The organism is Macellibacteroides fermentans, assembly GCF_013409575.1.
GTDB lineage: Bacteria > Bacteroidota > Bacteroidia > Bacteroidales > Tannerellaceae > Macellibacteroides > Macellibacteroides fermentans.
The window spans coordinates 892,398-905,747 of sequence record NZ_JACCCY010000001.1 but is presented as its reverse complement, the minus strand read 5'-3'; the positions used below and the strand labels follow the sequence as shown (position 1 = coordinate 905,747).

The window sequence follows — 13,350 nt, the reverse complement described above, 5'->3', positions numbered from 1 at the left end:
TTAATCCTAACCAAAAAACAGGCAAGCTATTTAATAAGGTTAAAACTAGTAAGAGCGTTCCCCAAAAATACTGCTTCCAACGCGTATCATTGTGCTCCCTTCCGCAATGGCAAGCTTATAATCGTGGCTCATTCCCATTGAAATTTCACGGAAGGAATCCTGGTTTGAAAAGTATGATGCTTTTACTGTTTTAAAGAAAGTATTCAGTTTGGCAAATTCCTCACAGATTTGAGTTTCGTTGTCGGTATTGGTGGCCATGCCCATCAATCCGCAAACCTCTACATGCTTACAGTCGGCAATAAGGCCACTTTCCAGTAATTCGATGCACTCTTCAAAGCTAAGTCCGAATTTAGTATCTTCCCGTGCGATGTAAATCTGTAGTAAAACGCGTATGGTGCGGTTGAACCTGGCAGCCTGCTTGTCCACCTCCTGTAATAATTTAGCAGAATCAATACTGTGGATCGTATGAATAAACGGAGCAATTGTTTTTACTTTATTACTTTGCAGATGCCCTATAAAGTGCCACTGAATGTCTTTTGGCATCACTTCCTGTTTTAAAAGCAGTTCCTGTGCTTTGTTTTCTCCAAAAACACGCTGACCGGCAGCATAGGCTTCCTGCAAAGCTTCCACAGGATGAAACTTTGAAACAGCAACAAGCGTTACCCCTTCAGGGATAGACGCTTGTAACTGTTTTATGTTAGACGATATGCTCATGTCGGTTAACGAGCCTCTTTTTTATCGTCAACAGCAAAAGGAAATACATCCATCAGCATGGTTTCGGCAACAGATCCGATGGAATAATCAGCCATAGTGCTCTTCATGCCTTCTTCCAGAACTGCAATAGCCTCTTTCAGGGTACAAGCCTGTGCAAGCATATTGACAGCAGTCTTCTTCTCCGCGCCACTCTTTTCGTCAAGCGTGATGAAGTAAACCTTAAACTTAAAGAAGCGGTCGCCGGCCTCATTGAAGAAAAGCTCCGAAATCTTGGCGCGCTTGATATCAGCTACAGTGAAATCGCCTGTAATATAGGGCTGGATCTCTTCGATAATCCGAGCTTCGGCTTCTGTAAACGACAAGGCATCAACCAAGTAAGGTTCCGTTACTTTCTTCTGCATCCCGTTTTCCATCATCTTCTCGTAAGTTACCTTACACTCAAACCAATTATGCATATTCAATTTTTTTATGGATTGTTTATTACTAAAACAGCACACAAAAGTAGCTGCTATCCTTAAATAATCCAACTTAAAACATGAAAAACAATTAAACTATTCCGTACACCCGTATGTTATAAATATACAGTATAGTGTTTTTCATGGTATTAGATTTTTAAGATTAGTAAAGAGAATGATCATCCAATTCGTGAGAACAGGATGAATTGCATGAGATAGCAACCGGAGTTAGAAAGCTTTTATTTCTTTCCCGGTTGTTTTCGTTTGATAAAATCAAACCTCATCAATCGCATAAAGGCTTGAAAAGCAAAGACGTTTGTAATCAAATATCTCTGAAGGATCAAAGAAACGATTCAATTCGATTTTTGCTGTTTCGATAGAGTCGGATGCGTGAACCATGTTTTCCTGTATACTCATGCTATAATCTCCTCTGATGGTTCCCGGTTGAGCGATTCGCCCGTTTGTAGGTCCGGATATAGTCCTTACAACCTGAACAGCATCCACGCCTTCCCAGCAACAAACAATAACAGGACAAACTTCCATAGCATCTTTGATTCTACCAAAAAACGGCTTATCAAGTAAATGTGCATAGTGTTCTTTAAGAATCTCATCTGTAAGCCAAATCATTTTCGCGCCTACAAGTCTTAATCCTTTTTTTTCAAATCGTGAGATGATTTCTCCAATCAAACCTCGCTGTATAGTACAAGGTTTTAGAATAACAAGTGTTCGTTCCATAACAATTTTATATTAGAATATTTAGACGGTTAATTCTTCGCGCCAAAGATACCTTTTTTGGCTATGGTTCCAAATAGTTTGTTTAGAATTTGAGTGATAAATTTGATTTATTTTGAAGAAAAGCCTGGAAATATAGCTAAAGCCGGAAAGAAAAGGTCGTGCGACAGGTCTTTTTGACCTGCGCACGACCTTAAATTTGTTTATGTTTGCGGGAAGCGTTTAGGGCAGCTTCCGTACCCGATATAAATCTTATTCCTTAATCGAGTGAATGAATCACCAGACCCGAACGGAGCTTAGGCTCGAACCAGGTTGTTTTAGGAGGCATGATGTTGCCGGTGTCGGCAATGTCGATCAATTGCTTCATCGATACGGGATACAATGCCAGAGCCACACGCATTTCGCCACTGTCCACCCGTTGCTTCAATTCACCTAAACCACGAATACCGCCTACAAAATCGATACGCTTGTCGGACCGGAGATCCTTGATACCAAGAATTTCATCCAAAATAAGATTGGAAGAGATGGTTACATCCAGTACACCGATGGGATCGTTATCATTGTAAGTTCCCTGTTTTGCCGTAAGTGAGTACCATTTACCAGACAGATACAATGAGAAGTTGTGAAGCTGGCCGGGCTTGTAAATAGCCTCTCCTTTTTCTTCCACTACAAAGTTTTCGGCGACTTTTGCAAGAAACTCTTCGTCGGTCAGACCGTTCAGATCTTTAACCACACGGTTGTAGTCGATGATAGTAAGCTGATCAGCGGGGAAACATACAGCCATAAAATAGTTGTACTCTTCCTTCCCTGTATGATTTGGATTTTGTTGAGCTTTTTCGGCACCTACCAATGCGGCCGCGGCCGAACGGTGATGACCGTCGGCAATGTACAGCGAAGGCATAGCGGCAAACAGTTCCGTGATACGGGCCATATCAGCCTCGTTGTCGATAATCCAGAACTGGTGACCAAATCCGTCGTGTGCAGCAACAAAATCATAAACCGGCGTCTGAGCCGTATATTTCTTTACCAGTGCATCCAGTTCGGCATTGTCGGGATAAGCGAAAAACACAGGTTCTATGTTAGCATTGTTTATACGTACATGCTTCATGCGGTCTTCTTCCTTGTCGCGACGGGTAAGCTCATGCTTTTTGATGTTACCCTTCATGTAGTCGTCCACATAAGCACAAACCACCAGTCCGTACTGGGTACAGCCGTTCATAGTTTGTGCATATACATAATACTGTTCTTTTTCGTCTTGTACCAACCATCCGTTTTTTTGGAACTTGGCAAAATTCTCTGCTGCTTTTTGATAAACAGCTTCATCGTGCTCATCAGTACCCACCGGAAAATCGATCTCCGGTTTGATGATGTGATACAACGATTTCTCGTTCCCTTCAGCCTCTTTGCGGGCCTCTTCAGAATTCAGTACGTCGTAAGGGCGTGAAGCCACTTGCTCAATTAAAGCCTGCGGGGGTCTAATTCCCTTAAACGGTTTAATAATTGCCATGGTTATCTTTTTTATTTATTTACCTGATACTTGCGAACTCCGTTTGCAATGAATTCAACAATCTGCTTAGCTGCTGCAATACCAGCATTGATATTGGCCTCGGCAGTCTGTGCACCCATCTTTTTCGGGGTTCCGAAATAGCGTGCACCATATTTTTCCGCCAATTCGGCGTCGTTGGATGGCTTGATATCGGTGAGGTAAACAAAGTCCGGACGCTCTTCAAACATCTTAACCAATCCAGCCTCGTCAACCACCTCTTTACGAGCTGTGTTGACAATAGTAGCACCCTTGGGCATCTTTGACATCAGATCGAAGTTGATCGAATTCTTAGTTTCGGGAGTAGCCGGAATATGCAAAGAAACCACCTGGCATTTTTCAAACAACTCTTCGGTAGAACCAAGAGCCTTTACTCCGTCGTTCTCGATGATGGCAGCCGGACAGAAAGCATCGTAAGCATATACCTTCATCCCGAAACCTTTAGCGATACGAGCAACGTTGCGGCCCACGTTACCATAAGCCAGAATACCCAATTTCTTGGTAAGCAGCTCGGTACCCGATGTTCCATTGAAATGGTTACGAATAGAATATACCAACATACCGAAAACAAGTTCAGCTACAGCGTTGGCATTTTGTCCCGGAGTGTTCATCACACACACATTGTGAGCCGTGGCGGCATCCAGGTCTACGTTGTCGTATCCCGCACCAGCGCGTACCACGATCTTTAGATTTTTGGCCGCTTCAAGTACCTCGGCATCAATAATGTCGCTTCGGATAATGATCGCGTCTACATCCTTCACAGCATCAAGCAGCTGTGCTTTTTCCGTATACTTTTCAAGGAGTGCCAGTTCAAAACCGGCAGCCTCCATGATTTCACGGATTCCTTGTACAGCTACTGCTGCAAAAGGTTTATCTGTTGCAATTAATACTTTTGTCATCTTAGTGAAGTTTTTCAAATTCCTTCATTGTGGCAACCAAAGCCTCAACACTGCTTTTTGGCATTGCATTATAGATAGATGCTCTGAAACCGCCAACCGAACGGTGACCTTTAATACCTACCATACCGGCAGCCGATGCAAACGAGTTGAACTCAGCTTCCAGTTCCTGGTATTCTTCATTCATAACAAAACAAACGTTCATGATCGAGCGGTCTTCAACAGCTGCAGTTCCTTTGAAAAGTTTGTTACGATCTATCTCATCATAAAGAATAGCTGCTTTCTCAAGATTAATCTTTTCGAGCGCTGCCACACCACCCAATTCCTTATACCATCTCAATGTTTGCAAAGCTGCAAAAATAGGCAATACAGGAGGAGTGTTAAACATTGATTCTTTTTTGATATGTGTACGGTAATCAAGCATGGTTGGAATCGGACGCTCTACATTGCCCAGGGCACCTTCGCGAACAATTGCCAACGTAACACCTGCCGGAGCCAGATTTTTCTGAGCGCCTGCATAAATGACATCGTATTTTGAAACGTCGATGGGACGCGAGAATATGTCCGACGACATGTCTGCAACCAGCGGACAGCCAACTTCCGGGTCATAACGCATCTCTGTACCAAAGATCGTATTGTTTGTAGTAAAGTGAAAATAATCGGAATCCGGCGAAACTGTGAAGTTTTTGGGAATAAAAGAGTAATTTGAATCCTTCGAGGAGGCTACAACTTCTACGTTGCCAAAGAATTTAGCCTCTTTGATCGCATTTGATGCCCAGGTGCCAGTGTCTAAATAAGACGCTTTTTTGTTTAACAAGTTAAACGGTACCATACAGAACTGTAAACTTGCCCCGCCGCCCAGGAATAAAACTTCGTAGCCAGCCGGAACATCTAACAATTCTTTAATAAGTGCACGTGCTTCGTCGCTTACGGCCACAAACTCTTTGCTTCTATGCGAGACTTCAAGAATCGATAACCCGGTGCCGGCGAAATTTTCGACAGCTGCGGCTGTGTTCTTGATTGTGTACTCGCTCAGAATAGAGGGACCAGCATAAAAATTGTGCTTTTTCATACCATTGTTTTTATTATTATTTTATAGAAAGTAACATTCTTCGTTATTTAGAGCCGCGAAAGTACTGCTTTTTTTGAAATCAACCATCTAAATTTATGAAAATTGTTCTTCAAAATGCGTTTTATTGTAACAATACTCAAGTAAAACCCGTGGAAAAGGTAACAGAATAATACTAAAACCTGTCTCCCCATAAGCTTTTCATATATTGGATAAGTTTGCTTTCCGACGCATTTGACTGGCCAATCCAAAGCCTTTCGTTCTCTACTTCGTGGGGAAGATAGGCCTGTTTTACGAAGTGACCTTCGTAATCGTGGGCATATTTGTACTCTTTCCCGTAATTCAATTCGGACATCAGCTTGGTGGGGGCATTGCGCAGATGAAGGGGCACAGGCAGGTTGCCCGTACGATTTACAAGAGCCAGGGCCTCGTCTATGGCCAGATAGGCCGAATTGCTTTTTGCACTGCAGGCAAGGTAGACCGTTGTTTCGGCCAGAATAATCCGACCTTCGGGCCATCCTATCTTCTTAAGTGCATCAAAACATGCATTTGCCAGTAATAAGGCATTTGGATTTGCCAGTCCGATGTCTTCCGCAGCCGATATAACCAACCGGCGGGCAATAAATTCAGGATCTTCGCCACCGGCAACCATGCGGGCAAGCCAGTAAATGGCAGCATCGGGGTCGCTACCCCGGATCGACTTAATAAATGCTGAAATAATATCGTAATGCATTTCGCCGCCTTTGTCGTACGCCGCCGGATTTTCCTGCAGCCTTTCAACCACAGCCTCGTCGGTCACCTCAACCACTTCATCCTCATTGGCCGAAACCAGCAAATCTATTATATTAAGTAGTTTACGGGCGTCTCCTCCGGAAAAACGAAGTAAGGCATCCGTCTCCTTTATATCAAATTTCTTCTCCTTCAATAGTATATCCTCTGTGATTGCCTTGTGCATCAGAGAAAGGAGATCTTCCTTATCCAACGACTTGAGCACATAAACCTGGCAGCGCGAGAGCAGGGGACGAATCACTTCGAAGGAGGGATTTTCGGTAGTGGCACCTATCAGGGTAACCACACCGGTTTCTACCGCGTGAAGCAGCGAATCCTGCTGAGACTTGCTGAATCTGTGAATCTCGTCGATAAACAGAATGGGCGATACCGTATTGAAAAACCGGTTGCTTTTAGCCTTGTCGATTACCTCGCGTACATCCTTTACACCAGAACTGATGGCACTTAACGTATAAAAAGGAGCTTCCAGGCGCGAAGCGATAATCTGAGCCAGGGTTGTCTTCCCCACACCCGGCGGACCCCAAAGAATAAATGACGGAATACGTCCGGATTCAATCATTTTACGCAATACCGCACCTTGTCCGACCAAGTGTTTTTGTCCCACATAGTCGTCCAACGTTCTGGGTCGCATACGTTCTGCCAACGGTTGATTCATGCTCACAAAATTGGGATTTTAAATTTACTTATCAAAACAACTCACCGTTAAAAAACAAGCAACAAATGCGCACATGTTTTCTAACGGTGGTACTATAGGGTAGGATATTGGGGGTGTACCTATATCCAGAGCCGATGAATCGTTATCAGCGATTGTGGTACATCTGTTCGTAGTACTTCAGGTAATCGCCGCCGGTAATTTCTTCAACCCACGACTGATTTTCAAGATACCAGCGGATCGTCTTTACAATGCCAACTTCGAAGGAAGTTTCAGGCAACCAACCCAGTTCGGTGCTTATTTTAGTAGGATCGATGGCATAACGCTGGTCGTGACCCAAACGATCTTTTACAAAAGTAATCAGGTCGTAGTTTATCCAGCTTACCGAGATTTCGCCGTTTGCATCCAACTCCTGTTTCTTAAGCACCTTACGGTAGCGAGGCTCCTCAGTCATCAGTTGGCGAATCGTATCAATGGTAAGCTTTACGATTTCTATGTTCTGCTTCTCGTTATGTCCGCCTACATTATATACTTCGCCCACACGACCTCTGCGTACAACCGCATCAATCGCCTTGCAATGATCTTCCACATACAACCAGTCGCGAACATTGGTACCATCTCCATATACCGGAAGAGACTTGCCTTCCAGAATGTTCTTTATAATGAGCGGAATCAATTTTTCGGGGAAATGATAAGGACCGTAGTTATTTGAACAGCGGGTGATGCTCACCGGCATTTTGAACGTTTCGAAATAAGCCTTTACAAACAAGTCGGCACTCGTTTTAGAAGCACTATACGGACTGCGGGGATCCAGAGGCGTAGTTTCATGGAAATACCCTTCTGCACCCAAACTGCCATATACCTCGTCGGTAGACACCTGATGGAATCTCACCCCTTCACGCCAGGTAGGATAACCCTGTTCGTCCTTGCCCGTAACCCAGGCACGGCGTGCTGCATCCAGCAGATTCTGAGTTCCCAGAATATTTACCTTCAGGAAAAGCTGCGGATTTTCGATGCTACGGTCAACGTGACTCTCTGCGGCGAAATTCACTACGTAATCAAACTTATATTTGTCAAACAAGCTATCGGCCAATTCTTTGTCGCAGATATCCCCTTTCACAAATTCGCAACGATCCCCATCAATATCTCCGGCAATCGTACCCAGGTTTCCTGCATAGGTAAGTAAATCCAGCACCACAATCTTGCAATCGGTATAAGTTGCAAGCATATACTTAACATAGTTAGCTCCAATAAATCCGGCAGCACCGGTAACGAGGTAAGTTTTCATTGTTTATCGTTGATGTATATTAGTAAATATAATTAATGTCGGCTTCCGCCAGCAGCGGTGCAGTTTTATCTTTTTCAGAGAGGATAACATTTTCCGGATCCGTAATCTGCCAGTCAATCCCAATCTGCGGATCATCAAAACGCAGACTACGTTCGTGCGACGGCATATACGGATTATCCACTTTATAGGTAAAAACAGCCCTTTCGCTAAGAACATGAAAGCCGTGGGCAAACCCCTGCGGAATATAGAACTGGCGTTTGTTTTGTCCGGATAGCTCTACAGCCATATACTTTCCGAAAGTGGGCGACCCTTTCCGTAAGTCCACCGCCACATCAAGTACCGTGCCCTCAATCACCCGCACCAGTTTGGCCTGCGAGTAAGGAGCCAGCTGATAATGCAAACCACGCAACACACCACGGGAAGAGCCTGATTCATTTTCCTGAATAAAGTCTACCTTCCCCACATTCTGATTAAAAACCTCCTGTTTAAACGATTCCATAAAGTAACCTCTCGAATCGGAAAGAACTTTTGGCTCAATAATCCACAACCCTGCTATTTCTGTCTCTATATATTTCATTCTGTATTTTCTGTAAGAAAAAACAAAGTAAATCATTTTTGCCAACATGTGCAATAAAATATTTTCTTAACAAAAGTTGACCTAACTCTTGCAAGATTCAAAAAGATTGCCTTACTTTGCACTCGCAATTCGGGAGAGACTTGCAATAATGTAATGATCCACCATTTGCAATGAATGGTTCCTTGGCCGAGTGGCTAGGCACCGGTCTGCAAAACCGTTTACGGCGGTTCGAATCCGCCAGGAACCTCCAAGAAAAGCTCCAAAGCTATTGAATATCAATGCTTTCGGAGCTTTTTTGTTTTTTGTGGGTGTAAATTAAGGCGGCAAAATATACCTCAAGTCATACTTTCGAAACGCTTAGTATTCTCGCCACACAACAATGTCCTTCTCATTTAAAAACTCTTGAAACATTCAGATATTAGAACGACAATGATATATTTTAACGATACTGATAAGCTTATAGAAGACCAGACAAAGAACGGAAGCCAGATTTTAGTAGAAATAAATCGAAGTCGAAATAAGCTCTTATAGACAGATGAAAATTCCGAAGTTTTATTGATAACAGGCTCGGAGTTTATTTGATTTTATTTAGCCAATGACCATTTTATTATTATGCTTTCCATTATATCATTTGTCTCATTTAGCCCCGCCTTAATGCCTTTTAGGTAAAAGGCTCTCTCTTCTTTTGGCAGAATCTTCGTTGATATTAAGAATGCATATTGAGTCCATTTATCAAGAGTATTATAGCTTTCCTTCAATGTAGATATCCAACCCGACAGTTCAACATTATTCGCACTTGCTAACAAAATTTTTCGTTGCTCCTCTTTCGTTGCTTTTTTATATCGCTTTATCAAATTTTGAGTATGGTTTAGTTTGGGGTTTCGGACAAAAAGATTCAATAAAGTAATTTTGAAATATTCAATATTTGCAATCGAAGAATGATCCAACAAATTTAATATATTCTCACCTACTTCTTTCCAGTCGGAAATGTAATTCTCTGCACAAGAATTTATATATAAGCAAACATCATTTAGCGCAGGGATTAAACTATCAATATTATCAATTGAAAACTCAACAGCGTGCGGTAGCCCTACCTGACTTAATCTTCTATAAAACCAACGGATTCTACTGAAATTTGGCTCTTTAACATCCAAATATTCCTCAAGCAAAGATATGACATTGTCCTTTGATAAAACAGATAAATGTTCATCAGTTATATCAGATAACTTAATTCTAGTATAGGCATTTCCTCCAGAATAAGCGCGAATTACGTCAAGTATGATTTTTTCTTTATCATTGATAGGATTATCTAAAAGCATATCTTGGGTATGATTAAAGAAATCAACAATATCATAAATCTTAGTTTTTTCTCTTTGCAAAACAAGTCTTTGCTGCTTGTCTAAAGTATCAGCAATATCATATAAAATACTTTTAGCCTCTAATTCACTATCACAGAAAACGACAATATCATCAACATACCGGATGAATTTATATCCTTTAGCTTTAAGCGTATTATCAAATGGAATTAAAGACATTTCTGCTATTAAGTGAGTAGCATGGGGGCCAATCGGGATGCCTCTTGACATTTTAGCAGTAACAAGCTCCAATAATGACATAATTTGCTTCTTTGCTTGATTTGGAAAACCGCTTTCTATCAATTGATTTTCAATTATATGATGATATATTTGATTGTAAAAATCCGAAATATCACAATACAAAACATAGGGATGGTTATTATTTATTTTATATCCGTCAATGAGGCAATAACGTTTACATCTATTCCAAAATTCATACCAAGAATTATTCGTTGAATATAAAGCCCCATTCGTATTTGGTGAAAATCGGTAGCTAATAGCATTATCAATTCTTCTATTTTCGATACTTTGTCCATATTCATGGATTATAGATAATAAAACTATATTATCTATCGGATTCAATTGGGTTGCTAATCGATAAGAAATCTCATCTTTAGGAATTAAGAATCTCCTATGACTATTCCATTTATAATTTGAAACATCAATATTGAGACATGCAGACACAACATCTTCTTTCATTTCTGCAATAATATCAATTTCTATGGGCTTAGGATATAAATCAGTATCGCTTTCTCTCAACAAATGATTTATTGCCCATTTGATAGAATCTTCTTTCAATTTCATATTCTTTAGTTACAAGGTATATTTCTTTATATTTACAATATTTTTCGCTATATAGGATGTAAACCATAGTTTTAAACAGTTAGAAATATTATTCTATTCCCAATTTTTTAAAGAATGCTTTATTTCTTCTCCGAGAGTTTACTAATAGAGTTTGATATGTCATTATTTCAACATATATATTTTCAACAAGTCTCATTAGGCTTTTATATGGAGTTTCTCTAAATCCTTCTATTTTCGCCCTTGATTTCAGCGAGTTATAGGCATTTATGTCGCAAACATAGTAAAAGAATATAGGAGTAGATTCGGAAGTTGTTACATGCTTGCCATTCTTGTCAATAACTTTACCTTCATTAACAGCTTCTATCTGAGTACCCATTTGCTTGCTAAACTCGTCATAAGTTAATGGTCTGTCAGGACGTTTAAATTCAAAAATAACAGCAGATGCAACTTCGTCATAATCCGTTTTTTCGCCATATGTATAAGGAACATCATATATAACCAAATCAGTTTCTAATCGGCTATTAGTCTTTCCCTTCTTTGGCTTATGTTTGCTTACAGCTTTGTCGGAATAAATATATCTATGAAAAGCTAATCTATCATCAAGCAGCCATAAATTATGTGAATCATAAGGTGTATTTTCATGTGAGCCTCCCATTGCAAAAATCAAATTATGCAATGTTGCTTCTTCAGCATAATTATTATTCTCTTCACACCAATCTAAGTACTTGTCTAATAATTCAATAATAGTTTTTCTATGGGCAACATATTGCCCCAATTTAAGATTGCCTTCTTTTGTAATTAAAGAAACAACATCGCTTAATAATGATTGATAATCTTTCCTTCGACTAAAATCTTTTTTCAACAATCGTTCTCTTTTCTTTAGTATTTCTTTTCTTTTTTTATACTGATGTTCATGCAAAACATCATCCAATTTCTTGTCATCAGCCGTATCTGGAATAGTAGCAAGAAAGTCATTGTCAATATTCAAAGTCCTATATTCCAATCCATCATCACTGTTCATATAGTTATTTACCATACAACGTAAATAATTCCTTCTTTTCTCTATAATTTCTTGATATTTATTTTCCAATCCTTTAATTACAAAAGTATCAATATCCTTTTCGACAATTACTGTTCTATGCTCATCGTCAAATTTCAAAGAGCAGTCTTCATTCTCAAAGTCATCTTGTATTTTAGGAAAAACAATTTCATTTCTTGACATATTAACTTTCCCATCTAAATAATCCGAGACGACATATATCTGCAACCAACAATCCTCTCCTTCATTAACAATTTTAGAGGTGAAAATTGGAAATATTTTATCTATACGTTTACCTCTTACCTTCCTATTATGAGCACATAACAAATATTCATGAGCTTTTAGCTTGTCATTTTTAACAAAGTAGCAAATAAAATCATATTTCAGGATCTTATCTTCAATTTTATGCTTCACAAAATCAGAAGGACTGAATTGTTGGGTGAGATTGATAGCTTCATCGTCTTCAACAACTCTTATTAAAGGAGCTTTATCTCCTAAATAGTATAATAAACAATGCTCTAAAATGTTATCTGCAATATTTTCTTGAGAATATTTTGCGGTAGCTTGCTTAAATTTATCATTTATATCAGAAAGGGTTATTTCGGTAGTATTTTTTTGAGTTTTTGCTAAAACTGGGTCGTTAGGAATTAATCCATTTTTACGAGATAATTCAAATGATCTAAGCCATAAACATTCATCGCTTGACAATTCTTTGTAAATGCTCTTAATCTTGATAGAATTGAAGACTGAAAGCATTGTAAAACGTCCCAATCCTTTCCCTCCAAGATTTTGCTTTTTGGTAGAATGAGCCTTTAAAAAGCCATCATGATAATTTGAACTATTAAAGCCAATTCCATTATCTACAATTTTAATACTCTTAATGGGATAATTTCCTTCTTTCTCGAAAAGATTTAATTCTTGCCTATCTCTTTCTATGAAAATAGAAACTTCTCCTTGTACAGAATTATCCATTTTTTGTATTTCATGAATAGATTGTATTGAGTTTACAACAGCTTCAAAAAATGGGAATAATACATCTGTCTCAGACAGATTGAGTTCCCTGATAATCCCTTCAATATCTGTATTTATATTAGTTCCCATAACACATTTTTTTTCAAATATAGTATATTTATTTCTGGTAATGATATTTTATAAATGAATTAAAATATTATTACTTTCGGGTATTCAATTTTATTCATCTATTGCTTTGTAGCCTACTCTTATTTTCTATTTATAGCATTTTTCTATTAAAAGCGAAGCCGAATAAACCCACGAATGAGAAAAACTGAATTTCAGCACGAAAACAATTCGGGTAAAAAATTTCCTCAAAATATACTTCATAAACCTCTCTTCTAAGGCTGAGTGAAACAAAGCCTTAGAAATTGGAAAAAATGTTGTAATAGTATTCTATGACAGTCTTAATTGTTCGTTAATCCA

The 13,350-nt window shown here is 39.5% G+C and carries 11 protein-coding genes and 1 tRNA gene; 1 reads left to right on the top strand and 11 read right to left on the bottom strand.

Features of this window, described 5'->3' with window-relative positions; all coding sequences use genetic code 11:
- Positions 1-45 precede the first annotated feature (45 nt).
- The 9 genes from F5613_RS03800 to rfbC all read right to left on the bottom strand — a co-directional run bounded on the left by F5613_RS03800 (position 46) and on the right by rfbC (position 8,715).
- Complete coding sequence (locus F5613_RS03800) at positions 46-714, bottom strand: YggS family pyridoxal phosphate-dependent enzyme (protein ID WP_179398737.1); 669 nt, start codon at positions 712-714, stop codon at positions 46-48.
- A gap of 5 nt (positions 715-719) precedes the next feature.
- Positions 720-1,169 (bottom strand): DUF4494 domain-containing protein, encoded by a 450-nt coding sequence (locus tag F5613_RS03795; protein WP_079682966.1) that lies wholly within the window; start codon positions 1,167-1,169, stop codon positions 720-722.
- Between the two features lie 273 nt (positions 1,170-1,442).
- Positions 1,443-1,904, bottom strand: a complete 462-nt coding sequence (ndk, locus tag F5613_RS03790) for a nucleoside-diphosphate kinase (protein WP_068186818.1) — start codon at positions 1,902-1,904, stop codon at positions 1,443-1,445.
- 256 nt (positions 1,905-2,160) lie between these two features.
- A complete protein-coding gene (locus F5613_RS03785; RefSeq protein WP_179398736.1) occupies positions 2,161-3,408 on the bottom strand; it encodes a DUF1015 domain-containing protein in 1,248 nt (415 codons plus the stop codon).
- An 11-nt stretch (positions 3,409-3,419) separates the two neighbouring features.
- Positions 3,420-4,343: an NAD(P)-dependent oxidoreductase gene (locus F5613_RS03780; RefSeq protein ID WP_068186821.1), complete on the bottom strand. Its 924-nt coding sequence runs from the start codon at positions 4,341-4,343 to the stop codon at positions 3,420-3,422.
- A 1-nt stretch (position 4,344) separates the two neighbouring features.
- Positions 4,345-5,412, bottom strand: a complete 1,068-nt coding sequence (gene serC, locus F5613_RS03775; RefSeq protein ID WP_179398735.1) for a 3-phosphoserine/phosphohydroxythreonine transaminase — start codon at positions 5,410-5,412, stop codon at positions 4,345-4,347.
- 172 nt (positions 5,413-5,584) lie between these two features.
- The gene (locus F5613_RS03770; RefSeq protein ID WP_179398952.1) at positions 5,585-6,853 is read right to left on the bottom strand and encodes a replication-associated recombination protein A; all 1,269 of its coding nucleotides are present in this window, start codon (positions 6,851-6,853) and stop codon (positions 5,585-5,587) included.
- A gap of 145 nt (positions 6,854-6,998) precedes the next feature.
- Positions 6,999-8,138 (bottom strand): dTDP-glucose 4,6-dehydratase, encoded by a 1,140-nt coding sequence (rfbB, locus tag F5613_RS03765; protein ID WP_068186827.1) that lies wholly within the window; start codon positions 8,136-8,138, stop codon positions 6,999-7,001.
- 19 nt (positions 8,139-8,157) lie between these two features.
- Complete coding sequence (gene rfbC / locus F5613_RS03760; RefSeq protein WP_179398734.1) at positions 8,158-8,715, bottom strand: dTDP-4-dehydrorhamnose 3,5-epimerase; 558 nt, start codon at positions 8,713-8,715, stop codon at positions 8,158-8,160.
- A 176-nt stretch (positions 8,716-8,891) separates the two neighbouring features.
- On the opposite strand from rfbC, the gene F5613_RS03755 reads away from it, so the two are divergent.
- Positions 8,892-8,965: transfer RNA gene (locus F5613_RS03755), tRNA-Cys, on the top strand.
- Between the two features lie 334 nt (positions 8,966-9,299).
- Here the strand turns inward: F5613_RS03755 and F5613_RS03750 are convergent.
- The gene (locus F5613_RS03750; RefSeq protein ID WP_179398733.1) at positions 9,300-10,874 is read right to left on the bottom strand and encodes an RNA-directed DNA polymerase; all 1,575 of its coding nucleotides are present in this window, start codon (positions 10,872-10,874) and stop codon (positions 9,300-9,302) included.
- A gap of 88 nt (positions 10,875-10,962) precedes the next feature.
- A complete protein-coding gene (locus F5613_RS03745; protein ID WP_179398732.1) occupies positions 10,963-13,014 on the bottom strand; it encodes an ATP-binding protein in 2,052 nt (683 codons plus the stop codon).
- Positions 13,015-13,350: the final 336 nt, after the last annotated feature.

Excerpts from the sequence above, each read along its gene's own strand:
- F5613_RS03800 (WP_179398737.1), bottom strand. The coding sequence starts at position 714 with ATGAGCATATCGTCTAACATAAAACAGTTACAAGCGTCTATCCCTGAA.
- F5613_RS03795 (WP_079682966.1), bottom strand. The coding sequence starts at position 1,169 with ATGCATAATTGGTTTGAGTGTAAGGTAACTTACGAGAAGATGATGGAA.
- ndk (WP_068186818.1), bottom strand. The coding sequence starts at position 1,904 with ATGGAACGAACACTTGTTATTCTAAAACCTTGTACTATACAGCGAGGT.
- F5613_RS03785 (WP_179398736.1), bottom strand. The coding sequence starts at position 3,408 with ATGGCAATTATTAAACCGTTTAAGGGAATTAGACCCCCGCAGGCTTTA.
- F5613_RS03780 (WP_068186821.1), bottom strand. The coding sequence starts at position 4,343 with ATGACAAAAGTATTAATTGCAACAGATAAACCTTTTGCAGCAGTAGCT.
- serC (WP_179398735.1), bottom strand. The coding sequence starts at position 5,412 with ATGAAAAAGCACAATTTTTATGCTGGTCCCTCTATTCTGAGCGAGTAC.
- F5613_RS03770 (WP_179398952.1), bottom strand. The coding sequence starts at position 6,853 with ATGAATCAACCGTTGGCAGAACGTATGCGACCCAGAACGTTGGACGAC.
- rfbB (WP_068186827.1), bottom strand. The coding sequence starts at position 8,138 with ATGAAAACTTACCTCGTTACCGGTGCTGCCGGATTTATTGGAGCTAAC.
- rfbC (WP_179398734.1), bottom strand. The coding sequence starts at position 8,715 with ATGAAATATATAGAGACAGAAATAGCAGGGTTGTGGATTATTGAGCCA.
- F5613_RS03750 (WP_179398733.1), bottom strand. The coding sequence starts at position 10,874 with ATGAAATTGAAAGAAGATTCTATCAAATGGGCAATAAATCATTTGTTG.
- F5613_RS03745 (WP_179398732.1), bottom strand. The coding sequence starts at position 13,014 with ATGGGAACTAATATAAATACAGATATTGAAGGGATTATCAGGGAACTC.